The sequence below is a fragment of the Acidaminobacter sp. genome (assembly GCF_030247605.1).
Lineage (GTDB): Bacteria > Bacillota > Clostridia > Peptostreptococcales > Acidaminobacteraceae > Acidaminobacter.
In genome coordinates, this window is record NZ_JAOTSB010000019.1 from 26,298 (window position 1) to 49,867 (window position 23,570).

Annotated in this window: 19 protein-coding genes; 14 read left to right on the forward strand and 5 right to left on the reverse strand. The window is 50.6% G+C overall.

The genetic code is table 11. The annotated features are described in order from the left end of the window. Nucleotides 1-246: 246 nt before the first annotated feature. A complete protein-coding gene (locus tag OEL90_RS09960) occupies nt 247-1,416 on the reverse strand; it encodes a glycosyltransferase (RefSeq protein WP_300688284.1) in 1,170 nt (389 codons plus the stop codon). A 610-nt stretch (nt 1,417-2,026) separates the two neighbouring features. Here OEL90_RS09960 and OEL90_RS09965 point away from each other — a divergent pair. Beyond that, nucleotides 2,027-3,400 carry a cation:proton antiporter gene (locus OEL90_RS09965; RefSeq protein WP_300688287.1) on the forward strand — a complete coding sequence of 458 codons (1,374 nt, stop codon included), beginning with the start codon at nt 2,027-2,029 and terminating at the stop codon, nt 3,398-3,400. Nucleotides 3,401-3,617: 217 nt separating this feature from the next. Here OEL90_RS09965 and OEL90_RS09970 read toward each other — a convergent pair whose 3' ends face one another. Further along, a complete protein-coding gene (locus tag OEL90_RS09970) occupies nt 3,618-5,207 on the reverse strand; it encodes a sigma-54 interaction domain-containing protein (protein ID WP_300688289.1) in 1,590 nt (529 codons plus the stop codon). Nucleotides 5,208-5,608: 401 nt separating this feature from the next. Between OEL90_RS09970 and OEL90_RS09975 the strand changes: the two genes are divergently transcribed. The 8 genes from OEL90_RS09975 (at nt 5,609) to OEL90_RS10010 (ending at nt 15,629) form a co-directional block, all read left to right on the forward strand. After that, complete coding sequence (locus tag OEL90_RS09975) at nt 5,609-6,364, forward strand: sigma factor (RefSeq protein ID WP_291399880.1); 756 nt, start codon at nt 5,609-5,611, stop codon at nt 6,362-6,364. Further along, a complete protein-coding gene (locus OEL90_RS09980; protein ID WP_300688292.1) occupies nt 6,361-7,383 on the forward strand; it encodes an anti-sigma-I factor RsgI family protein in 1,023 nt (340 codons plus the stop codon). The genes OEL90_RS09975 and OEL90_RS09980 overlap by 4 nt, the downstream gene beginning before the upstream one ends. A gap of 233 nt (nt 7,384-7,616) precedes the next feature. Further along, nucleotides 7,617-9,050: an SLC13 family permease gene (locus tag OEL90_RS09985; RefSeq protein WP_300688295.1), complete on the forward strand. Its 1,434-nt coding sequence runs from the start codon at nt 7,617-7,619 to the stop codon at nt 9,048-9,050. Between the two features lie 201 nt (nt 9,051-9,251). Continuing rightward, nucleotides 9,252-9,905 (forward strand): GntR family transcriptional regulator, encoded by a 654-nt coding sequence (locus OEL90_RS09990; RefSeq protein ID WP_291399886.1) that lies wholly within the window; start codon nt 9,252-9,254, stop codon nt 9,903-9,905. Between the two features lie 398 nt (nt 9,906-10,303). Next, nucleotides 10,304-11,179: a dimethylarginine dimethylaminohydrolase family protein gene (locus tag OEL90_RS09995; protein ID WP_291399888.1), complete on the forward strand. Its 876-nt coding sequence runs from the start codon at nt 10,304-10,306 to the stop codon at nt 11,177-11,179. Nucleotides 11,180-11,293: 114 nt separating this feature from the next. Next, nucleotides 11,294-12,994, forward strand: a complete 1,701-nt coding sequence (locus OEL90_RS10000; protein ID WP_291399890.1) for a M20/M25/M40 family metallo-hydrolase — start codon at nt 11,294-11,296, stop codon at nt 12,992-12,994. A 92-nt stretch (nt 12,995-13,086) separates the two neighbouring features. Further along, entirely contained in the window at nt 13,087-13,857 is a 771-nt protein-coding gene (locus OEL90_RS10005; protein ID WP_300688300.1) for a dimethylarginine dimethylaminohydrolase family protein, read from the forward strand. 287 nt (nt 13,858-14,144) lie between these two features. Next, the gene (locus tag OEL90_RS10010) at nt 14,145-15,629 is read left to right on the forward strand and encodes an alanine/glycine:cation symporter family protein (RefSeq protein WP_291399895.1); all 1,485 of its coding nucleotides are present in this window, start codon (nt 14,145-14,147) and stop codon (nt 15,627-15,629) included. Nucleotides 15,630-15,894: 265 nt separating this feature from the next. Here OEL90_RS10010 and OEL90_RS10015 read toward each other — a convergent pair whose 3' ends face one another. Beyond that, nucleotides 15,895-16,461 carry a TetR/AcrR family transcriptional regulator gene (locus OEL90_RS10015; protein ID WP_291399897.1) on the reverse strand — a complete coding sequence of 189 codons (567 nt, stop codon included), beginning with the start codon at nt 16,459-16,461 and terminating at the stop codon, nt 15,895-15,897. Nucleotides 16,462-16,521: 60 nt separating this feature from the next. Here OEL90_RS10015 and OEL90_RS10020 point away from each other — a divergent pair, with 60 nt between their 5' ends. Then, nucleotides 16,522-17,844, forward strand: coding sequence for an MFS transporter (locus OEL90_RS10020; RefSeq protein ID WP_300688302.1), 1,323 nt, complete (start codon nt 16,522-16,524; stop codon nt 17,842-17,844). A gap of 139 nt (nt 17,845-17,983) precedes the next feature. Here OEL90_RS10020 and OEL90_RS10025 read toward each other — a convergent pair whose 3' ends face one another. Next, nucleotides 17,984-18,736, reverse strand: a complete 753-nt coding sequence (locus OEL90_RS10025) for a molybdopterin-dependent oxidoreductase (RefSeq protein ID WP_300688304.1) — start codon at nt 18,734-18,736, stop codon at nt 17,984-17,986. Nucleotides 18,737-19,265: 529 nt separating this feature from the next. Between OEL90_RS10025 and OEL90_RS10030 the strand changes: the two genes are divergently transcribed. The 3 genes from OEL90_RS10030 to OEL90_RS10040 all read left to right on the forward strand — a co-directional run bounded on the left by OEL90_RS10030 (nt 19,266) and on the right by OEL90_RS10040 (nt 21,217). Continuing rightward, nucleotides 19,266-19,715, forward strand: coding sequence for a hypothetical protein (locus OEL90_RS10030; protein WP_300688305.1), 450 nt, complete (start codon nt 19,266-19,268; stop codon nt 19,713-19,715). A 137-nt stretch (nt 19,716-19,852) separates the two neighbouring features. Further along, complete coding sequence (locus OEL90_RS10035) at nt 19,853-20,686, forward strand: GNAT family N-acetyltransferase (RefSeq protein WP_300688307.1); 834 nt, start codon at nt 19,853-19,855, stop codon at nt 20,684-20,686. 120 nt (nt 20,687-20,806) lie between these two features. Beyond that, nucleotides 20,807-21,217, forward strand: coding sequence for a hypothetical protein (locus OEL90_RS10040; protein WP_291399907.1), 411 nt, complete (start codon nt 20,807-20,809; stop codon nt 21,215-21,217). A gap of 257 nt (nt 21,218-21,474) precedes the next feature. Here OEL90_RS10040 and OEL90_RS10045 read toward each other — a convergent pair whose 3' ends face one another. Further along, nucleotides 21,475-22,878 carry an ATP-binding protein gene (locus tag OEL90_RS10045; protein WP_300688311.1) on the reverse strand — a complete coding sequence of 468 codons (1,404 nt, stop codon included), beginning with the start codon at nt 22,876-22,878 and terminating at the stop codon, nt 21,475-21,477. Nucleotides 22,879-23,208: 330 nt separating this feature from the next. Here OEL90_RS10045 and OEL90_RS10050 point away from each other — a divergent pair, with 330 nt between their 5' ends. Beyond that, entirely contained in the window at nt 23,209-23,466 is a 258-nt protein-coding gene (locus OEL90_RS10050) for a hypothetical protein (protein ID WP_291399911.1), read from the forward strand. The last annotated feature ends 104 nt before the right edge of the window (nt 23,467-23,570 follow it).

Here is a 23,570-nt window from a genome sequence, read left to right on the forward strand (position 1 = left end):
GTGCGGGACCCCATCCCGCACTTTTTCTTATGCTCAATATGACTCATAAGTCACATGACTCTATGGTCATATTATACCCGAAAAAATGCAGCAAAGTATTAAAAATGTATAAAGAGTGTCTGGTACAAATTCGAACTCGGTGTCAGACACTCAGTTCACTTCGGTGTCAGACACTCAGTTCACTTCGGTGTCAGACACTCAGTTGACTTTGGTGTCAGACACTCAGTTAACTTTGGTGCCTGTCACTCACTTCGTTCCACATGCCTGGCGATAGAGCTCCAGCAGGTGATTTGCCAGATCCTCTGCGCCTTGGCGGGCGACGTGATTTCTGCAGCGGGTTTGCCAGTCATGCCATTCTAAGGAAGATAACTGACCAAAGGCTTTCAGATGGGCTTCAAATTCAGCAGCGTTTGAGTAGACAAAGCCATTGACATGGTCAATCACCTGATTTCTGGACTGTTGATCCAGTCGCTGAAGTACCGGAAGGCCCATAGCCTGGGCTTCAAGCAGAGAGATGGACATCATTTCAGTAAGGGAAGCGCTGACAAAAACATCAGCGGTAGCGTAGTACTGGGGCATGTTTTCATAAGGAATTTTGCCTGTGAAAATGATCTGATGGGCAATGCCGGCATCCGTCGCAAATTGTTCCAGGGTATCCCGCTCAGGGCCATCTCCCACGACCATCAGACAAAAGGGAGCATTAGGTTGAATACTGGATTTCCAAAGATCCAGCAGCGTTTCAACGCTCTTTTCTTTTCCCAGGCGTCCGACGAAAATTGCGGTGAGGTGATCATCGGGGATATTGTATTTATGACGGATCTTTTGTCTGGTTCCGGGTTCGAGGTTATTGGTATCGAACCTCTGAAGGTCAACGCTGTTAGGGATATAGTAAAAGGGTGAAGTCACTTTCGTAGCTTTCAAATAGGCGGCAGCTTTTTCTGAAGGGCCGGTCGTAATACTGGCATAATTAGCCAGGAATCGCACATAGCCGTGTGACAAGGCTTTGGTAATCGGCATGAATATTTTGGGTGCCAAGTAATGGAGGTAGTCATCGTAAGCGGTGTGGAGGGTGTAGACCATTGGAAGTTTAAGTTTTCGAGAAGCCAGCATACCAAAGGTGCCCATGCCAAATTCATTGTGGATATGAATGACATCAGGGTTGAATGCTTTTAAGATCTTAAGACGCTCGAAACTAAAAGGAAACGCAATTCCATACCCGTAGATTCGTTTTAAGGTAAATCCGGGACAGTGGAGCACGCCCTCATGATCTACATAATGGTGTTTGGTATGTGGATCGGAGGCGAGAATCAACACTTGGTGACCTAAGCTTCTGAGACCCTCAGCCAGGACTTCGATATGAGTAATAACGCCATTAGTAAAGGGGTGCCAGGTATCAGTCAAAAGCGCTATGTTCATGAGTCTGCTCCTTTCGCCAAATGATTCATTGGGAAAAGTATAGCACGTCAATACAGGATTGGCGATTAGGGATGATTATTGGTTCAATTTAGAGAATTCAAATCTTAATTAATCATTAAATGTGTCTGGTACAATTTCTGAGTTGGTGACAGGCACTCATTTTGTTTTTGTCCGCGTCACCAACCTGCAAACCTTCCCAGATGTTAAATATTTGTGAACTTGTATTTCGGGGGTTGCAATTTTTCTTGCAGAGGCGTATGATCGTTAATATCAAAGGTCGAGCAGACGAAAATCTGAAAAGACCGCCTAAGAACAAGCAAAATAGCGGGTTTTAATTATAAAATAATGGGAGGTGCCCGACAGTGATCATCATGAGAAGACATGCTTTAGCCGGATTTGTCCACGGTCGCGGCGGTTAATTCTGAAACGGTATGCAATTATTCCTGCATTTTCGTTATAGTTTTAACAACAAGAATCAACTATCTTCAATCAACAATCAACAACTAGCCTTCATTTATTCATTAATTATAAACCGCCCATCTGCATTCAATAACAATTTGAATGACCAAACGACAGGGCGAAATATCCAAAATTATAAGGGGTCTTTGTCATGTCCAGTACAATCGCGTTTGAAACCAATCAAATGCTCGAACTTATAGCCATTGTTTTATTTTCAGGTGTCCTTTTTTCTAAACTCAGCAAGCTCATTCATATGCCGGACGTCGTTATGTATATCCTGGCCGGGATCTTAATCGGCCCGGCGGCGTTCAACCTTATAGATATCAACGAGTACCCCGCAGCGAACCAGCTGATCCTCACCTTTGGGGCAGCCTACATCCTGTATGACGGCGGCCGGGAGATCAACCTCAAAGTCCTCAACAAAGTCAAATTCTCGGTGTTGTCGCTGGCGACCATCGGCGTGGTGGTTTCTACGGTGATTACAGGGGTGGCAGCCAGCATGATCCTGCACGTGGACCTGCTCACCGGGCTGCTGCTGGGCTCCGTGATCGCCTCCACAGATCCGTCAGTGCTGGTGCCTCTGTTCAAGACCATGAACATCAGCAAGCGCTTGAAACAGACCATTATCGCGGAGTCAGCGTTCAACGACGCGGTGGGCGCCATCACCACACTGACACTGCTGGGGCTCATCGCGGGCAGCGCGTTTTCCCTCAGCGGCACACTGCTCGAACTGGGTACCAGTGCCATTGGCGGCATAGCGGTGGGACTGGCCGTGGGCTTCCCGGCGTCGTACCTGATCGCCAGCCGCAGGCACGGCGTGTTTTCGGAGCATCCATCGGAGATTGGGCTGGCAACAGTGATCAGCGCCTACATCCTGGCTTCTCACTTTGAGTTCAGCGGCTTCCTGGCGGTCTTCGTAGTCGGCATGATCTGCGGCAACAAGAAAATCATAGGCCTCTGGGTGCCCGAAGAGCAATACGAAACGCAGCTCCGCTTCAAAGAGGTCCTGACGCTGATCCTGCGGATGATGATCTTCATCCTGCTGGGCGCCAGCATCGACTTCTCGATCCTCTTCTCACACCTGGGCGGCGCGCTGCTGGTGGTTGCGGTCCTCATCTTCATCTCCAGGCCGTTGTCCGTCATGGTCAGCGTCCTCTGGGACCGCCAGGCCAAATGGAGCCTCAAAGAGATCCTCTACATGTGCTGGGTCCGCGAAACCGGCGTCATCCCCGCAGCCCTCGCCGGCATGATGCTGGCAGCAGACGTCCCGGGCGCGCGCATCATCTCCTCCGTGACCTTCGCGGCCATCTTCATCACCCTGACCTTCCAGGCCAGCACGGCGAAACTGCTCGCGAGCCTCTTAAAGCTCGAAGAAGCTCTGCCGATGGTCACAGAACCCACCACCTCAACCCTTTCAAACACTGACGACACCGTAACGGATCCTTATAGCGTCCCAAGCGGCGATGAGCACTACAGCCGGGACTGCCTCGAAGAGCCTTACCCGGTGTATTTGCTGGCACAGTGAAACTGGGTGTCAATAGGCGCCAGCCGCTGACACCTAGTTTCCTTTGCAGAAACTAGGCCGCTAGCTGACGTGCATAGACCCTCGTTCCGCTTCGCTGCACTCGGGTCTAGGGCTGCGCCCTATATAAACAAAACTAACGCCATTCAACCGAGAACAAGCTCTCGGCTGCACGGCGTTAGTTTTGTTTATGCACGTCTTAAGCTTTCGATGCACGTCTTTACCTTTCGCGAATCTGTAACTGATACTTCTGCAGCTTATAATTCAGCGACTGCTTCGAAATCTGCAGGCGGCCGGCCAGCTCGGAGAGGGAGCGGATGCCCTCGGACCGGGACAGGATCAGGTGTTTCTCAAAATCATCGAGGGCGTCGCTCAGGCTGACAGACGCCGGCGGCATGGTCATGGCGTAATTTGGCGGGGATTGGTTTGGCGGCTGACCATCGGCTGATGCTTGGGTTTTTGAAAGGGGCTGTGCACCAGAGGGGCCTTTTGGAAGAGAGGATATGCCGATGGTCGCCTGTTCCAGCGCCGCACTTTCGACCATGAACTCGGGCAGATCCTCCACGCTGATGTGGCTCGACGTGGCGAAGTTGAAGGCGCTCTCGATCACATTCTTGAACTCCCGCACGTTGCCGGGCCAGCTGTAGTCCTGCAGCATGCCGGCGACCTCCGGGGTCACGCCCTTCAGGGTCATGGCGTACTCGCGGTTGAACAGCTTGATGAAGTGGTCGGTCAGCATTGGGATGTCCTCTGCGCGCTCCCGCAGGGAAGGCACCTTGATCTGGACGCTGGAAAGCCGGTAAAAGAGGTCCGGGCGCATCAGCTGGCGGTCGATGCAGCTCTGGGGATGCTCGTTCACAGCGGCGATAATGCGGACGTCAAACTTCTTGGGCTCGTGGCTGCCAATACGGGTGACCTTTTTTTCCTCGATGGCCCGCAGTAGCTTGGCCTGCATGCTGAGGTCCATGGAGTTGAGCTCGTCCAGGAAGAGGGTGCCGCCATTCGCGATCTCGAAAAGGCCGGGCTTGTTCTCCGCGCCGGTGTAGCTGCCCTTGGTCGTGCCAAAGAAAATGCTTTCCAGGAGGGTGTGGGGGATGGCCGCGCAGTTTTGGGAAACGAACATGGCGCCCCGCCGGCTGCTGCCGCTGTGGATGGACTGGGCCACCAGCTCCTTGCCCGAGCCCGTCTCGCCGTAGATAAGGACGCTGGCGCTTGCCTTGGAAACTCTGACGAGCTTCTGCTTCAGGCTGCGGATCACCGCCGATTCGCCGACAATGTCCTTGACCTCATATAGCCCATCCTTGTGAGAACTGGTCATGTTGGGCAGGTCGATGAAATTCTTCAGCGCCGCGGTATCCAGGTATTTGGAGGTGCTCACCGCGCCAATGATCTTGCCGTTTTCCATGATGGGAAACGTATTGTCCAGCACCAGCATCTCGCCGCCGCCCATATATTCGAGCTTCTGAATCTGGTTCACCGTGGTCTCGCCGTATTGGATTGCCCGGTAGCACGTCGAATCCTCCGCCTTCAGGTTCGGATACACTTCCATAGGCGTTTTGCCGATGGATTCCTTTTCCTTCAAATCAAAGGTGCCAGGCAGAAATTGTTTATTGTAAACGATGCGGCACTGATCGTCAACGATCATGAGACCATCAACAAAATTTTCGATCTTGGTGATCACGTCGTAATACGCTTCGAGCATGGGGGGGACCTCGCTTTCATTGGGGGAGTTTTGGGATGGGTTGAGGTGGGTGACAGTCACCGACCTGCGGTTGGTGACTGTCTCTGGTTTGAAGTGAGTGTCAGACACCGAGTTGAAGTGAGTGTCAGACACCGAGTTGAAGTGAGTGTCTGACACCAAGTTGAAGTGAGTGTCAGACACTGAGTTGAAGTGAGTGTCTGACACCAAGTTGAAGTGAGTGTCTGACACTGAGTTGGAGTGAGTGTCTGACACCAAGTTGAAGTGAGTGCCTGACACCAAGTTGGAGTGAGTGTCTGACACCAAGTTGAATTTGGTGCCAGAGCTGCTTTTCTTAATTATACCAGAGGTTGGCGCAACCTGTGCTGCAAACGTAAAAATATTTTTACTTTTAGCTGTACATTTCAAAACCTTAAGTGAATGTAACCCCCCTGTAGTAGACGATCCACAAGTACAAATGATATAATCCATTCGGAAAGCCATGACATAACACAACAAGGAGGTGGTTTGCCATGGAACGCACCGTAGACCAAAAAGTGATCGACATACAGCTGGCGCCGGAGCAGGCAAACGCCTTTATACTCGAAAATGACGCCTTTATCCGCAACTGCATCCGCCGCTTTCAGAACCGCTCAGGCGCCTCCCAAAGCGCCAGACAGTACGTTTCGGACAGCGAGGATCACTGGGCCATCTCCCTGGAGGCCTTCCATGAAGCCATGCAGACCTACCATTACGACAAGGGCAGCTTTTACAGCTTTGCCTCCATGGTTATCGAGCGGCGCCTGATCGACCATACCCGGCGAGAAGCCCGGCATTTGAAAGAGGTGCCCATCGACCCCTACGTCTTTGAGAGTAATAGCGAGCAGGAAGACGCCTACCCGGACCAGGGCATGCGCAGCCAGGTGGTCCGCCAGCTCAGCGTCGAGCCTGACGAGTCCATCACGCTCGAGATCGAAGCCGCCAATCAGCGGTTCTCGGATTTCGGCTTTTCTTTCTTTGATTTAGCCGATAGTTCCCCAAAAGCCCAAAAAACCAAAGCAGCCTGCGCGCTGGCAGTCAATTGTATCCTGGAATCACCTGTCCTGCTTCAGGAACTAAAGAGAAACGGCCAGCTCCCAATAAAAAGTTTGGAAAAAATGTCTGGGGTACCCCGAAAAATCATCGAGCGTCATCGAAAGTATATTATAGCGGCAACTGAAATCGTCGGTGGGGACTATCCTCACTTATCGCAGTACATGAGCTTCATTAAAAGGGGGACTTCCAGATGAAAGCTGTCATTACAGAGATCAGGGGAGCGAAAGCAGCTGTACTGCAAGACGACGGCAGCATCCGACTTCTCGAAAATAAGAATTACAAGATTGGACAGGTGGTAGAATTGAAAACAACTAAATGGTACAACAATGCAACTAAATGGGTGGCTGCAGCAGCGGCTGTGCTCATGATTACATCCGGCGCGGCATCTTACGCGTATTTGAATCCGGTTGCGACGGTGAGTTTGGATGTGAATCCTTCGATTGAATTTAGAGTGAACAGCTTTGACAAAGTTATAAGTGTGAAAGCAATGAATGACGACGGCGAGCAGATTCTCGAAGAACTCGACATGAAGGGCATGGACATTGAAAAAGCAATTGAGGCTGCACTCGATGAAATGGTTGAGCAGAAGTTCCTCGACGAAGATGATGACAAAGCCAATGTCATGATTTCAGTCATGCACAAGAATGAAACGAAGCAAGAAGAAATGACAGTCTATCTCAACGGAGAAGTTAATGTCTTCGTAAAGAATGCTGGCATTGAAGCCGAAGTTGAAGTCGAAGGCATTGGCGCAGACCGCGTTGAACTTGCTGCTGATTTCAATGAAAAGAATAATATTGAGTATACCTTGACACCTGGAAAATTGAACCTTCTTGAAAAACTTAACGCTGCTCAGGGCAACGAAGAAAAATTAGCGACCGTTGAAGATATTGAAGTACTCATTGGAGAACTTATCGACAGGTTGAATGATGTTTCTGATGATGATGAACCGATAACCCTTGAAGACCTCACCGTCAAAGACATCATGAAAGAAATCAAACGCAACCGTCTTGATGTAGATGTCCTTCCTGAAGACCAAGCCAAAGACAAAGGCAATGAAGCTGCCGATGGTGAAGATGTCGTCGAAAACGACAAAGGCAAACCAGAATCCGCTCTTGGCCTTGAAGGTAAGGATAAAGAAGACAAGTCTCCAAACGAAAACGCTAACGAAAACGGCAATGGCAGCAATGCCGGCGGAAAGAACGGCGGAAATTAAGCGAAACTGATTGATTAAATGTAGGAACCGGCGCCCCGCGCTGGTTCCTTTTAAATTAGGAGAAACTCGGGGTCAATAGGCACCAGCCGCTGACACCGAGTTTCTATCAAAGGAAAAAGATGGGAGGAAGGAGGTGTCAGACACCGCCTTCCCACTTTTCACAGTGTACATTTCGTGATACAATTTTACATACTTCGTACACGAACTTTACAGAGAGAAGGGAAGATTCTGACGTGGCTCAACCTCCAAAGGCAAATGAACCGGTTCCGGCCAAGGGTACGGGAACTAAATATAAAGATTTACTTCACTTGAAAACCAAGACTTTTTTGATCTGCCTGGCCATCGCGTCAGGTCTTACGGTCATTAATCCTTTGGGGCTCGACCTCAAACAGCAAATTGTCTTTGGGTCGTTACTACTGACGGTGCTCAGCTGGGCGTTTCAGGCGATTTCACAGTCGGTGGCAGCGGTCTTCTTGCTGGCCATGTTCTCGACTTTTGGCATGACGCCGCTGCAGCAGGTGTTTAAGTTTCCGTTATCGGATAATTTCATTACCATTGCCATGTCGTTTTTGATGTCCCAGGCCATTGTCAATTCCGGGATCGCTGCGAGGCTGGCGGATACGCTGCTGGCGCGGTTCGTGAGGAAGCCCATGGACCTGATCTGGGTGGGGATCGCGGCGAACTTTTTACTCATGTTTTTAATTCCCCAGCCATTTTCCAGAACCATCCTGCTGGCGGCTATATTTGTGGAATATATCAAGCGGCATAAGCTGCCAAGCGCCACCAGCGAAATCATTATGCTGAACCTTTTCGTCACTGCGGTGACAACGCTGATGATGTTTTTGACGGCGGACGTGATCCTGAACAACTTCGCGGTGGAGATGAGCGGGACGGACATCAGCTGGTTTGAATGGGCGAAGTGGATGGCCGTGCCGAGTTTTGTCACGACGCTGATCATGTCATGGCTGTTGATTGTCATGAATAGAAAGGTGTTTGAGGTGGCGCTTGGGCGACCATCGGCTAATGCAGGGGAACAAGACCCTGAGCACATTGTCAGCCATTCGCCTTTAAGTAAGAGCGAGAAAATTGTCCTGGCACTGGTCTTAGCGACGGTGGGGCTTTGGATGACGGAGTCGCTGCACGGGATTTCATCCGCCTGGGTGGCGGTGGCATGCGTGGCGGGGCTGGCGGTCTTCACGGGGACGCTGAAGTTTCAGGATCTGAAGTCCCTCAACTTTCCGCTGATGTTGTTTTTGACGGCAGCGTTTTCGATTGGGAGCGTCATGCAGTCCAGCGGGATTTCGGCGGCCATGTTTTCGGTGTTCAGGATGGACGCGCTGGTGGGAACAGCGTGGTTTGTGCCGGCGATCATTGGACTGAACGCGGTGATTCATCAGCTGGTGGGGAGCACGGTGACGTCGCTTTCGATCACGGTCCCGGGGCTTCGGGCTATTGCGGGGGAAGCGATGAACCCCATCGCCATTATGTTCATGTCCTACGTGACGGTCAATTTGCATTTTTTCCTGCCATTTCAGCAGATTGTGCTGCTGATTGGCATTGAGCATTACAGCCCACGGCACATCCTTAAAATTGGGGTGGTCATGACGGTTCTGACGCCTGTTATCGTGCTGCTGCTTTATATGCCGTGGTTTTCATTGGTGCAGTGATACGGACGGATTTTATTTTGGTGACGCGGACAACTTTCAAAGCAGTGACGCGGACAACTTTCAAACCGGGGACGGGGGTGCGGCATCACTCTGTTGGACATCGCGACCATCGGCAAAAACAGTTTTTTGCTTTTCCAAGGCGCCAAAACATGTTAATGTTAAATCATATACAAACTACAACGTTACATGCCGGGGGTCATTATGCTGAATTACCGCTCTCTCAAGGACATAGTCTATGATTACATCTCCGAGCAGATCCGCACGAAGGCGCTGAAGCCGGGGGAGAAGATCAATGAAAATACAATTTGCGATGCACTGGAAATTTCGCGTACACCGGTGCGGGAGGCGCTGATCCAGCTCAGCAATGAGGGCTACATCGAGCAAATTCCGCGGCGGGGTTTTGTCGTGCGGGAAGTGTCTCTGGAGCGGGCCAACAATATTTATGAAATCATTGGGGTGCTGGAGGCACTGGCGACTACGGACTGCCTGAAGCACCCGGAGAGCCTGGACCTTGAGCTCATGCGGGACCTGGCGCGGCAAATGGATCTGGCCATTGACCAGGGGGATTACGACCTGTACTACCACCTTCAGAACCGGTTTCACGAGTCCTTCATCCAGTCCAGCGGCAACGAGGATTTGATCCGGATTCTGGCCAGCCTGAAGAAGACCTTCATCAAGCAGTCCTACAACGCCACGGGCTCTGAGGCCCTTTATAAGGACGCCCTGCGCAAGACCAACGAGGAGCACTGGAAGATGCTCGAGCTCTTCGAGGCGGGGGATGAGGCGGCGCTCAGGCGCTTTGTCCGGGATGTCCACTGGAACGTGAAGTACGCGGACATGGAAATTTTGATTTGAGCTTTGATATGAGCTTTGATATGAGCTTTGACAGAATTGCAGGCCCTTCGGCGCAGGATTGCCGGGGGGCTTTTTAGTTTTTGAAACTCGGTGTCAGACACCCGGTTTCGCGGGGATGAAACTCGGTGTCAGACACCCGGTTTTCAAAGATGAAACTCGGTGTCAGACACCCGGTTTTCATCAACACTCAGTTTCCAAAGATTTAGCCGATGGTCGCGGTTCCCCAACCATCGGCACACCTTCTTCCGTTGTCAGAATATTTGCACAACACCTTGACGTCTGCCCACAAATGGTCTACAATTAACACAATCAATATATAATATATTAAAAACAACAAAAATACAAAACACAGCATTCATAGTTCAAGCACCCAACACATTACACAAGGAGTGATTACCATGCATTACGGAAGCCAGTCCATGACCGGAAAGCTGAAAACTGTGCTGATCAAGCATCCCCAGGCGGCCTTCAAGGACCAGGGAACCCTGAACGCAGACGCCGAACCCTTTGGATACCTGGGCGCACCGGACTTCGCGACGGTTCTCGAGGAGTATAAAGTCTTCGAGGCGGCGCTGCAGGCCGAGGGCGTTGAGATGCTCTATCTTCCGGAGGAGGCCAGCGTGGGCCTCGACTCCATCTACGCTCACGACCCGCTGAAGGTCACGGAAAAAGGCGCCATCTATTTTCCAATGGGAAAAGCCCTGAGAGCCAACGAGGCCGCCGCCACCCGCAAGTTCCTGGAGTCAAAAGGGGTGCCGACACTGGGGGTCATTGAAGCGCCGGCGCGGATTGAAGGCGGCGACGTGGTATGGCTGGACGCCCGGACAGTGGCTATAGGACGAGGTTACAGGACAAACGACGCCGGGATTGCGGCTTTTCGCGAGCTGACCCGTGGCATTGTGGACGAGATCATTGTGGTGCCAATGCCCCACGGTGACGGACCGGAGGCCTGCCTGCACCTCATGAGCATAATCTCCATGGTGGATCAGGATCTGGCAGTGGTGTATTCCAAGTACATGCCGGTGTTTTTCCGTGAGCTTCTGCTAAGCCGTGGCATGACCCTGATCGAGACACCTGATGACGAGTACGACTACCTGGGCACCAATGTGCTGGCCCTTGCACCGCGGGTCGCCGTGATAGTGGCGGGCAACGACACTGTCAAGAAGGGCCTGGAAGCCTGCGGGGCCAAAGTCTACACCTACCCGGGCAAAGAGGTGTCCTATCGCGGTACCGGCGGCCCGACGTGCCTGACAGCACCGATCTGGCGGGGATGAGAAACTGGGTGTCAGCGGCTGTCGCCTATCAAGCCCCGGTTTCACATCAACCCCAGATGAAACTCGGTGTCTGACACCGAGTTTCACATCCAACCGAAAGGAGGCAATCACCCTGTGACAACCTCACCTCAAACTACAAACGCCTCCAGTCATCCTGTCATTACCCCGGAGGCTATTCTAAACATCTTTTATCCCTACGTGGCGATCAATTCCGAGTCGGGCACATCGGCCGAGAACGCTGCCAGCGCCTTTGTCCACCGTCACTTTAAGGAGAATCCTTACTTTCGGATTAAGACCGACCACTTTGGTCTTCATAAGATCAAAAATGACCCCTTCGACCGCCAGGTCGCCTGGGCGCTGGTCAAGGGCCGCGGAAGAAAGACCGCTGTTTTCATCCATCACTTTGATGTTGTGGAAATCGAGGACTTCAAGCGCCACAAGGCCTATGCCTTCCAGCCTGAGACCCTGGAAAAATCGCTGCTCGATGACCCGGACGCCCTAAGCCGCGAGGCCTACGAGGATCTCAAATCCAACGCATGGATCTTCGGCCGCGGCACCGCAGACATGAAAGGGGGCGGGGCGATTCAAATGGCCATCATGGATGCTTACACCAAGCTTGAGTCTTTCGAGGGCAACCTGCTCCTGCTGGCCGTTTCCGATGAGGAGAACCTCTCCGCCGGCATGCGGGCCGCAGCGCCGCTGCTGGAGCGACTCAGACTGGAGCACGACCTGAAGTACGTCCTCATGATCAACTCAGAGCCCCATCAGCGAAAAACGCCGGAGCGCGGAATGCTGTCTGGTGGATCCATCGGCAAAATACTGCCCTTTGTTTATGCGCGGGGGATCCTGGCCCACGCAGGTAAAAGCGCGGAAGGGTTCAACCCGGTACACCTCCTCAGTGAGATCGTGCGCCGGACGGAGATGAACCCGGAACTGGGAGACTACCGGCCGGAAGCCGGGGAAATGTCCCCGCCGCCCACGTGGCTCATGGCCCGGGACAGCAAGCTGGCCTACGACGTGTCCATGCCGCTGACGGCCTTTGGCTGTCTCAGCGTGCAGCCCCTGACAAACACACCCGACAGAATCTCCGGGTATCTGCTGAACACCGCCAGGGAGGCGGCGCAGGAAGTGGCAGAACGCGTCAACCGCGCGTCTGACCTGTTTTGTCAGCAGACCCACCGGCCGCGGCGTGAGGTCAAGTGGCAGCCTGTGGTCCTCAGCTTTTCTGAGCTGGTGGCCCACAGTACCCACCGCTACGGCGAAGGATTTACGGCTTATTACAAGGATGCTTTGAAAAAGGCCAACGACAAGCTGACCACCGGCGAGGCCAACAACGCCACCGCCACCTGGTCCCTGCTGGACGCGATCTTCGAGTACATTGGCTGTGAACAGCCCACCGTGATCATAGGCGTCGTTCCGCCGTACTATCCAAGCGTGTCCCACCTGGACCGACCGGAATACCAGCGGTTCATTGAAGAGATCACTATTGAGCTCAACAAATTCACCGCAGTGCACTACGACCAGCATTATGATCTGGAGGCCTTCTTCACCGGCATTTCCGATCTCAGCTATGCCGCCCTGATGCATGATGAAATCAGCGCCCTGGAAGAGGCCGTGGCCGACCAGATGCCGCTGTACGGCGACTTTTATTCGATCCCGTTCACGGAGATCGCCCGCAATGCCATGCCGTGCCTCAACATTGGGCCTTGGGGCAAGGACTTTCACAAGATCAGCGAGCGTGTCCTGAAGGCGGATCTGCTGGAGCGCACGCCGGCTATGATTCTGAAGGCGCTGGAATTGGCGCTGGGGGAATAGGGAAGGGGATGCCGATGGTCGACCATCGGCATAAAAGCCATGAAGTTTCTGGACTGAGAGACAACACAACCCATTTTAGGAGGTCATCCACCATGTTCAAACACACGATTGTTCGCCGACCAGCAAAGTCTATGACAGAAGGCATCACGTCAGCGCCGGAGCTCGGCAAGCCTGACCACGCCAATGCTCTCAAGCAGCACGACGCCTACATTGAGGCACTGAAAGCCTGCGGCGTGGACGTCCTGGTGCTGGAGGCCCTGGAGGACTTCCCGGATTCCTGCTTCGTGGAGGATGTGGCGGTCTGCACGCGGGCCTGCGCCATCATCACGAACCCGGGTGCGGCATCGAGAAATAAGGAAAAGGATTACATTGTCGACGGGGTGAAGCGGTTTTATGGCGAGGAGAAAATGGCTTACATCCAGGCGCCGGGTACCCTCGATGGCGGCGACGTCATGATGGTGGGGGACCACTTTTACGTAGGCCTTTCAGAAAGGACTAACCAAGAAGGCATCGATCAGTTTACCGCAGAACTGGCCAAGCACGGCATGACCTGTGAGGCTGTGGAGATGAAGGAAATGCTTCACCTTAAGACGGGTCTTGCGTATCTTGAAAACAACAACCTGATCGTTGGCGGGGAATTTATCACGTCGCCGGTATTTGAGAAGTTCAACAGACTTGAAGTCTCCGATGACGAAGCCTATTCCTGCAACTGCATCTGGATCAACGATAATGTCATTGTACCGGCGGGCTATCCAAAGACCCAGGCGAAGGTTGAGGCGATGGGCTATAATGTGATTGTGGTTGACACGTCGGAATTTAGAAAGCTCGATGGCGGGCTGAGCTGTCTGTCGTTGAGGTTTTAGGTTTTAGAAGGGTGTCTGGCACCGAGTTGAGTTGGGTGTCAGGCACTGAGTTAAGTTGGGTGTCAGGCACTGAGTTAAGTTTGGTGTCTGACACTGAGTTAAGTTGAGTGTCAGGCACTGAGTTAAGTTTGGTGTCTGACACTGAGTTAAGTTGAGTGTCTGACACCGAGGTGAACTTGGTGTCAGGTACAGTAATATAATCGAAACAAATAATTTCGTTATTGTTCATTATTAGAACTCGTTCCATCTACCAGCACTACAGAACCTAAAATGAAGGGGGCAATCTAATGACACAGGCAACGATCGAGTATATCGTATGGGAAGTTCTTTGGGGAACGCCGCTGATTGTGACGATCCTGGCTATCGGCATCTACCTCACGGTTAAAACTGGCTTTTTCCAGTTCCGATTTGGCGGCTTCGCCATGAAGGAGGCCATTAAAGCCTTCACCGGCGGCGGCAAAGACAAGAAAGACAACGCCGGCGTCATCTCGTCCTTCCAGGCCATGAGCGTCGCTCTGGGCACCACGGTAGGCGTCGGCAACATAGGCGGCGTCGCGTCGGCCATCGCCATAGGCGGACCGGGCGCCATCTTCTGGATGTGGGTAGCCGGCGTCCTGGGCACCGTCATCAAGATGACCGAAATCTCCCTGGCCCTACACTACCGCTCACACAACCCGGACGGCTCCGCTTATGGCGGTCCGAACTACTACATGAAAAAAGGCATAGGGATCCAGAAGAAGATGCAGGGCGTCGCCAAATTCCTCAGCGCGCTGTTCGCCTTTGGTTTCCTGGTCGGGTTCTTCATCAACATCCAGATCTACACGGTCTCGGAAGCCATAGCCACTACCTTCAACTTCGACATGATCCCGGTGGCCGTCGCCTTCACCATCATTCTCTACCTCATGATCTCCGGCGGACTCAAGGGCCTCGGCCGCATCGCAGAATTCCTCGTGCCGTTCATGATCGTCTTTTATTTAGGCGCTGGCTTATTTATAATTTTTAAGAACATCGGCATGATCCCTGAAAGTCTCGCACTCATCTTTGGCAGCGCCTTCACTGGCACCGCCGCAGTAGGCGGCTTCGCAGGCGCCGCGTTCTCCCACGCCATTAAAACCGGCATGGCCCGCTCCGTCTTCTCCAACGAAGCCGGCTGGGGCTCCGCACCAATGGTCCACGCCTCCGCCAAAGTCGACCACCCGGTCAAACAAGGCATCCTGGGCGTCTTCGAAGTCACCGTGGACACCCTGTTCATCTGCTCCATCACCGCCCTCGTCATCATGGTCACAGGCCAGTGGAGCTCCGGCCTCGCCGGCGCCGAGCTGACTCTGACCGCTTTTGAAACAGGCATTGGCAGCGCCGGCCGCGTCGTTTTGGCCTTCGGCACCTTCCTCTTTGGCATCACCACCGCCAGCGGCCTCTTCGCCCAGATGGAAGTCGTCGTCCGTTACCTGATCGGCGATTCCAAACAGAAAAACACTATCCTGAACATCTACAAGTGGACCTACCCGCTTCCAGGCCTCGCCCTGGTCATGATCGCTGTCTATTACGCGTTCCCGGGCACCACCGTCTGGCTCTTCTCCGACATGTCCACCGCCCTCCCAATCTTCGCCAACGTCGTGGCCCTGGCCATCCTGAGCCCGAAATTCTCCGACCTCCTCAAGGACTACAAAGCCCGCTACATGGGCATAGGCAAGGTCGACCCGAACTTCAAGGTCTTCTATGAGGAAGTTCCGGGGGCTGCTGCGTCCGTAGAAACCAGTAAAAAAGCTTAGCTTTAGCCGATGGTCACCTAAACCAAAAGGAAGGGGGATCGGACACCCCCCTTCCATCTTTCTCATATTAACGAATCAGCGTCACTTCAAATAGACACCTGAAATGATCAAATTTCAGTGCTGTTTAAAGTGACGCTTTTTTATTAGCAAAAACTGCTTCAATTGTATGCTGAATATTGTTTGTCAAAAAAAGGAATCTGCATTCAGCTCTGGCAGGCATCTCAGTGTACTATAAATGTGGGCCGAGTTTTTGAATTCAGGCTCTTCAATCCGACAGCAATCCCAGAGTCAAGCCGGTCATGGCACGCCTGAATGTATTCTGATAATCTTCTTGACCATCCAGGCTTTGTAAAAGCGGCATATAGGTCATGTAAACAGAATTGGACATTTGTGTCAGTTGTTCTGCAGAACACCCATTAAACTCCGGAATCCGCTCCATCAGCATTTTGAACATCAAGATAAAGCCATGTCTATTTTTAGCGAGATTTGGATAGTCTTCCGGACTCACCTGATAGAGCATCATAACGTGCAAATCCTCACGTTCCCATAATTCTATGCAGTAGTTCCAGATATGATCCATACTAAGCGGCTGATCAAGTCCAAAGTGCTCCAGATAAGCTTTGGCATGGTTGCAGACTGGCATCACCAGTTCTTTTATTAAGGCTTCTTTATTTTCAAAATGATTGTAAACGGTTTTTCGCGCCACATCCGCATGCAAGGAAATTTCCTCAAGTGTCACGCCGAGGGAGCCTTTTTCACTAATGAGTTTAGCCGCGACGCTAAGGATATCATGATGAAGTTTGTCTCGCTTCTTCATTGTCCGTGAAGGCATAGGCTCGTGCATCCTGATCACCTTTCTTTTTGCTTGCTTGTTTTTATAGATTAGTATATCATGAAATCAAAACAAAATACACAATTATGTGTAACGTTACATAAAGGTGTATTCGGAGGCAAAAGCATGAAAAACAAATCTATGACCATACTGCCAATATTTTTTACTGTCTTTATTGACTTGCTTGGCCTGGGGATAATAATTCCAATACTTCCGGCGGTTATTCTCAATCCTGTGGCAGGTTTACTGCCTATGCAATATGACTTTTCCCTGCGGACCATCATTTATGGCTTTCTGATTGCATCTTATCCGATCATGCAATTTTTTGGTGCACCAATCCTTGGTGTTCTCGCAGATCGTATGGGACGCAGAAAAATTCTGCTGGCTTCACTGGTTGGGACGATGATAGGGTATATCCTGTTTGCAATAGGCATTGTGACGCAGAATATTTGGCTGTTGTTCTTGGGCCGGTCCGTTGATGGCTTCACCGGCGGCAATATTTCTATCGCTCAATCGGCCATTGCTGACATCAGTGATGAAAGCAACAAAGCCAGAAACTTTGGTCTGATTGGTATGGCATTTGGTTTGGGTTTTGTAATAGGTCCGTTTATAGGTGGTAAATTGTCTGACCCTTCAATTGTAAGTTGGTTTAATTTTGACACACCCTTTTGGCTGGCGGCTGTATTGTCCATAATCAATCTGCTGATGGTCTTCAGATTGTTCCCTGAAACGCTCAAAGCAAGGAAAACAGGGCGTGTGGATCTCTTTGCCGGCATTGGGAACATTCGACGTGCTTTTGGGATCAAAGAGATGCGAACCGTCTTTATAGTTGTTTTTTTGTTGACCATAGGCTTCAACTTCTTCACCCAATTTTTTCAAGTTTTCCTGGTGGGGAAATTTCAGTATAATCAATCACAGATTGGTGACTTATTTGCTTATATGGGCATTTGGATAGCTATTGCCCAGGGTGCGGTATTGCGTCCACTTTCCAGAAAATTTTCATCCACTCAAATATTGTCTTATGCGGTTTTGCTTCTTGCCATTGTATTCCCAATTCTGCTGATCCCGGATAACGCTCTTTGGATTTACGTCATCATTCCATTCATTGCAATTCTTCAGGGCTTGATCCAACCGAACAGCACAGCGATTGTTTCGGGATTGTCAGATCGCTCTTCTCAAGGGGAAATACTTGGGATCAACCAGTCCATTGTCAGCTTGGCTCAGGCTATCCCGCCTATTTTGGCTGGATTTTTAACGATTATTAATCTTAATCTTCCGACCTTGTTTGCTGCCGGGTCAACCTTTCTGGCGTGGATTGTGTTTATTAACCGGTTTAAGAAACGCAGTGCGGGGATAGAGCAATCAGTTAAGAAGGTCAATTGACTATAGACACGCACATACACATCACTTTAGCTGCTGTAGGTTAAAGTGCTGAAATCCAGATAAAAAGCCTTGATCGCCACCTATTCAGGAGATCAAGGCTTTAATTCTGTATGCAACGCGCTCTCAAGCCCAAACGCCATCAAGGCGTTGTACTTTTCTCCCTCAAATCCGGATCGTTTTCGTATCCTCGACTTTCCCAGTATCCTTCGTAGTCGGCATCCTCGGTCAGTTCAATCTCATTGACCCACCGGGCCCATTTATAGCCCAGCTTGTCTTCCGCAATGACAATAAAAGGATAGCCAAGGGCCGCAGGGAGCTGGATCCCATTGGAGTTGTAAGCCAGCAGCATGTCCCGCTCCAGTATGGTTTCCAGCGGCATGGAGGTCGTGTAGTCGTCAACGCAGTGAAAAATGACTGTGACGGATTCCGGCTGAACCCCGGCGGACTCGATCAAATCCGCGAGTCTCACGCCTTCCCACAGCACCGTGGCGTCCCAGCCCTCGACGCAGTGTAGGGTGATCAGCCGCTCATAAGCTGTCAACGCCAGCACCTCATCATAAGTGTAAGTCAACGGCGTGTCGACGAGACCTGTAACTGTCAACTCGTAGTTGTCAATGTCAACCTGCTGAATGCCGCTGATGGAGTTGTCTCTGGGGCCTATTGAAGGATCGAGGCGCATCCCTTCATATTCCCTGATTTCCAGTTCCTGATAGCGCTTTTCGGTGGCGCTTGTGACACCGTCCGGACCGGGTTCGGGGCTGTCAACGATGTTGCAGGCGGAGAGGAGGGGGAGAAGAGACAGCAGGATGAGAAGGAAGAGGTGACGCGGTAGGCGTTGGGGGAGTGTAGGGGGAAGATTATGAAGAAGGTTATGTAATCGTCTGTGTTTCATAACGGGTGCTCCTTTCTTAAACCTGGGAAGGCAGGGAAATGGCATTGCATAATAGGATTTGTAATCCATTTATACCCCCAAACCTTAAATAACAATTAAATGTGTCGGGGCTGATTTCAAAAGCTGTCCGCGTCCCCAACTCCGTTTTTGTCCGCGTCCCCATCTCAAAACCCTAAATCACTAAATCTCCATCTTCCATTCCTTCCAAATTTATGCTATGCTTTATCCATACCACCGCACCACCCACAACTTCATAAACAGTCTTATCAAGAGTCAGGGTAGAGGTTCAGCTCTATGACCCTGCGCCAACCTGCTGCAAAGCAAGGTGGTCCAGCTGAAAGCGATAAGGAGGGAGCCCATATGACCTAACTTCTTTTGCTTGAAAGAGGTTTTTTTATTTTTTTGTTATTTTAGGTCCACCCCAAAGCGCCAATGCCTAAAAAAGAACCTCAACGAATAACTCTGAAAGCCCCCAAAATCTAAAAGCCGTTATCCACCCCAAAAGAAACCAATCCAAGGAGAGATTCTCATGACAAGTTCAAACATTATTAAGTCCACTGACTTCGCAAGTCTAACAACATCACCAACCCCGCGCTACAAGCGCGTCCAGGGCGGCAACAGCTGGGCCAGCGCCATGTTCAGATTTACCGCAGACAGCTTCACCTACGCCGCCCGCCTGATAGACAACCTCGACCGCTTCCACTTCCAGAGCCGCGGCGACCTTACCACCGTCTTGAACACCGCTCAGAATCACGACCACGATCAAGACACCCTCCAAGCTTCCGCCCCAACAGGCATCACCTTCTACTGCCGCGGCATCGAAATCGCCACCTTCACCGAAGAGGACATTGAAATCAAGCGCGCCACCGCCGCCTATGCCTTCGACGACCACCTCATTGAAAAATTAAGAGCCTTTGGCATCCCGGAAGCGTTTAAAATCCCTCTGCACAGGGAAAAAGAACAAAGTCAGAAGAAATAACTCACGCATTAACAAATATTGACCACCCCAATCCCCACACCCACCGACGCGCCGGTCCACCGACCCACACACCCACCCACCACCTCCAAGACCCAAGCCCCCAACCCATTCCCCCCCCCCGAAAGCGAGGTCCCTCCATGATCCGAAGACTCACCGAAGCCGACCGCCAGACCACTCTGGACTTCCTTTTGGAAGAACCTGAAATCAACCTCTTCGCCATTGGCGACATCGAGCGCTTCGGCTTCGACGCGCACTTCCAAACCCTCTGGGGCGACTTTGAGGCCGACACGGATCACCTTCAGGCCGTTCTCCTTCGCTACGAAAGCAACTACATTCCCTATTTCAAAAACAATCACTATAACCCGGCCATTTTCGCCAATATCATGCTCTCAGACCCCGACTTCAGAATGCTCTCCGGCCGCCTGCCCCTGGTCCGGAGAGTCCAGGAGGCAATAGCCATAGCCACCGAAGCCCTGGAACGCCCTGAACCGGCCTATATAGAAAAGGTCACCTACTTCTGTAAATTGACAGAGGCCACCCAGCTCAGCCCAGAAAATCCAACCCAAACCATCAAAATAGCCATACCAGACGACGCCCCACGGATCCTCGATCTCATCAAAGAAATCGATGAATTCAGCGACTCCATCACCACTACAGAGCACCGCATGCGCGAAAACATTGAAACCGGCGCCTCCCGCGTCTATTTCATAGAAGACCCTAACCGCCGCCTCCTGACCGTCTCCCAGACCGCCGCCGAAAACTCCGCCTCCGCCATGATCGTGGGCGTCGCCACCCGCCCAGACCACCGCGCCCAAGGCCTGATGAGCGCTTGCCTCTCCAGCCTCTGCCGCGACCTCCTCGGGGAAGGCAAAACCCTCTGCCTCTTCTACGACAACCCCCGCGCCGGCTCAGTCTACCACCGCCTGGGCTTCGACACCATTGACCAGTGGCTCATGCTGATCAAACGTTAATCATTTCTTAATTGTATTTATTTCACCCTTGGGGTATAGTGGTGCTATAATCCAGTTGAGAATGGGTATCATCTAACCAAACCCAGCTCAACACCCCAATAAGAAAAGTGGTGAAACCTCATGCAAACATCCAAAAACCTAAAGAAGCTTCTGCCGATGGTCACCTTAACCCTCCTCCTCACCGCCGCAGCAACCCTCTCAGCATGTGCACCGGCTGTAGAACCACCTGCCACGCCACCTGCCGCAGAAACCCCGGCAGCACCAACTCTCCCGCAAGCTCAGGAGAAAATTTTTGAACAGGCGGGGTCAGACCCGTGGCGCGACTACAGCTTCGAACCTGCCTCGCTTCAGACTTGGATCAACGAAGAGGGCGACGAAATCCTGGATGTCTGGGTCCGAATAGACTACAAAAACAACCCTGGCACCGCGGTTAGAGATGAACAGCAGTGGCACATCGATTTCAAGAATAACCGCTACAAAGTCTCTGACAGCTTCGCCTATGACGCCGAGGGCAACTTCTGCGAAACGTGACACCTCGCTTATGAGGATGTCTCGTGGAGAGATCCGGTGGAAGGCAGTCCAGGCTTTATTGTACTGACTGCGGTAAAAGAGTACGTAGGGAAATAATTCAAAGGAGAGGCGACAATGGCGGCGGCAGCCGCTGTTGTCGCTTCCTTTTTTTAAAGGAAAACGAAGGCCCACAGATCCCAGCGCCTCTTATGCGCGCTGGGATCTGTGGGCCTTTATTTGAAAAAATCCATTATAACATTTAAGTCATTCAAAAATTTTCAACTTTCCACCACATCCAAAAACAGATTGTCCAATTGAATCAACCTAATATTGGATTGTTCTTTGCTCTTTTCAATCAGTTGCTTCGTGAAACCACTTTTCGAGAACAGATAATAATATTTATTTTCGTGCGCAAACATAAGACTTCTTTCTACCAGCAAATTTAACGCTTTTACGTCCATTAGGTCATTTTTGAATTTGCACTCGCCAAAGATGACGGCATCTCTTCCAAGGGCAATTAAATCAATTTCATCCTGCTTTTGCTTAATGGGATTGTTTCCCCACCATCGGCCAATGTTTTCAATGGTGAATGGCAATTTGGACTGATGGTCCATTCGCAGTAAATATTCCATGCAAACAGTTTCAAAGGCGCTTCCTAAGAATGTACTGAGTTCAGGGAGTATTTTCTCCTCATAAACATAACGGCTTTTGTCGCGTTCGATCAAACTTTTATTAGGATAGACAAACCTATAGATGAATTTAAACAATAAGTCATTCACTCTGTAAATCGTATTTTTAAATTTTTCATTAGTGATTGGAAATTCTTTTTTTAAGATATGGAGGTCTACCAAATGCAAAATGTATTTTGATAATTTGCGGCTGTCTTCACCGCTCTTTGTCGAGATTTCATTGAGTTTTGTTGCGCCTGATGAAATGGCTTCAATGATTGCATTATAAACTGCGGGCACACGAAGCTCCTGATGCATGAGATTTTTTGGTTCATCATATAAATAGGCACTGGTATCCAAAATGTGTTCAATAATATTTTCTGGCAGACTTAGTGAAGCATCAAATTTATTCAGATACTGGGGGATGCCGCCTAAGAGACAATAAGTCTTGACCTTGTCTTCATAGGTGTAATTCGGGAAAAACTTCGCGGCGTCAAAATAATCGAGAGGTTGTACATGCATCTGAGCGGTTTTTCTCCCGAAAAGCGGACTCTTCTCTGAAATGACTTCATTTTCAATGAAACTGATCGATGAACCGCATGCTATCAAGAACAAATTTGTTTTTGAAAGGGTATGATCAATCACATGCTGAAGCGTCGATAAAAAGCTTGGATTACTTTGGGCAATATAGGGCAGCTCATCAATAACGACAACGATCCTTTGATCTGAAGCAATTTCAGCGATGAACTTAAAAGCGTGATCCCATTTATCGAAGTCGGGGATATACTTAAATTGCGGATAGTGTTCTCTAATGGCATCTGTAAATTTTGACAAGTTTAGTTTGTCATTATTCTCCTCTGCGGAGAAGAAGATGGCCTCTTTATTTTTGATGAATTCGGTTAACAACCTTGTTTTACCAATTCTGCGGCGTCCAAACATTATCATGAATTCGAATTTATTTGTTTTGTATAGCTTTTCAAGCTTCGTTAATTCGTTTGTCCTTCCAATAAACAAGTGGCTCAGCCCCTTCAAGAATTGCTTCGATGGTCACATAACTACTCATAAGTTGACTACTCATGAGTTGACTACTCGTAAGTAGTTAATATAATTCTATCACAAAATTGCATTCTTTCAAGTCTGTTTGACCTTCCCTTTTATGGAGGGAAACTATATTAATAGTACTTAACAAATCAAAACCCGAATCCATCCAAGAGGTGAGTCTATGTACACGCAAGATCTCGACGACTACCTTTCCATCCGGCACGACAACGGCGCAAACTTCTGGATCACTGGACTGTCCGCGTCCCAACGGGACCCTGCCATCTTGGCATAGGCGCGCAGTATATGAAAGTTGAATATCCCTTCCTCCGCTACAACATGTTCTATACCACTTACGTCCTTTCTTACTATAAAGCAGCTAAGCATGATCCCCGTTTTCTCGAGATGCTGGATGCCCTCCGCGGAAAGCTGGTCGACAAAGGTCAGCTGATTGTTGAACGCCCACATGCAAAGCTGGCAAAACTCAAGTTCTGCAAGATGGGTGATCCTTCGGAGATGGCTACCGGGCGGTATGGGGAGATTATGTTTAATTTAAAGCAATAATGTTTTTGCCGATGGTTCCTCCAACGCACACCATCCCAAGATATTCGATGTAATGTCAAAAAGAGTCATCCTCTATACGCTGCCTCTCTTTGCATTATAAAATT

What these genes read in the sequence shown, in the direction of transcription:
- OEL90_RS09960 (WP_300688284.1), bottom strand. Translation starts at nt 1,416, where the DNA reads ATGAACATAGCGCTTTTGACTGATACCTGGCACCCCTTTACTAATGGC.
- OEL90_RS09965 (WP_300688287.1), top strand. Translation starts at nt 2,027, where the DNA reads ATGTCCAGTACAATCGCGTTTGAAACCAATCAAATGCTCGAACTTATA.
- OEL90_RS09975 (WP_291399880.1), top strand. Translation starts at nt 5,609, where the DNA reads ATGGAACGCACCGTAGACCAAAAAGTGATCGACATACAGCTGGCGCCG.
- OEL90_RS09980 (WP_300688292.1), top strand. Translation starts at nt 6,361, where the DNA reads ATGAAAGCTGTCATTACAGAGATCAGGGGAGCGAAAGCAGCTGTACTG.
- OEL90_RS09990 (WP_291399886.1), top strand. Translation starts at nt 9,252, where the DNA reads ATGCTGAATTACCGCTCTCTCAAGGACATAGTCTATGATTACATCTCC.
- OEL90_RS09995 (WP_291399888.1), top strand. Translation starts at nt 10,304, where the DNA reads ATGCATTACGGAAGCCAGTCCATGACCGGAAAGCTGAAAACTGTGCTG.
- OEL90_RS10005 (WP_300688300.1), top strand. Translation starts at nt 13,087, where the DNA reads ATGTTCAAACACACGATTGTTCGCCGACCAGCAAAGTCTATGACAGAA.
- OEL90_RS10010 (WP_291399895.1), top strand. Translation starts at nt 14,145, where the DNA reads ATGACACAGGCAACGATCGAGTATATCGTATGGGAAGTTCTTTGGGGA.
- OEL90_RS10015 (WP_291399897.1), bottom strand. Translation starts at nt 16,461, where the DNA reads ATGCCTTCACGGACAATGAAGAAGCGAGACAAACTTCATCATGATATC.
- OEL90_RS10020 (WP_300688302.1), top strand. Translation starts at nt 16,522, where the DNA reads ATGAAATCAAAACAAAATACACAATTATGTGTAACGTTACATAAAGGT.
- OEL90_RS10025 (WP_300688304.1), bottom strand. Translation starts at nt 18,736, where the DNA reads ATGAAACACAGACGATTACATAACCTTCTTCATAATCTTCCCCCTACA.
- OEL90_RS10030 (WP_300688305.1), top strand. Translation starts at nt 19,266, where the DNA reads ATGACAAGTTCAAACATTATTAAGTCCACTGACTTCGCAAGTCTAACA.
- OEL90_RS10035 (WP_300688307.1), top strand. Translation starts at nt 19,853, where the DNA reads ATGATCCGAAGACTCACCGAAGCCGACCGCCAGACCACTCTGGACTTC.
- OEL90_RS10040 (WP_291399907.1), top strand. Translation starts at nt 20,807, where the DNA reads ATGCAAACATCCAAAAACCTAAAGAAGCTTCTGCCGATGGTCACCTTA.
- OEL90_RS10050 (WP_291399911.1), top strand. Translation starts at nt 23,209, where the DNA reads ATGAAAGTTGAATATCCCTTCCTCCGCTACAACATGTTCTATACCACT.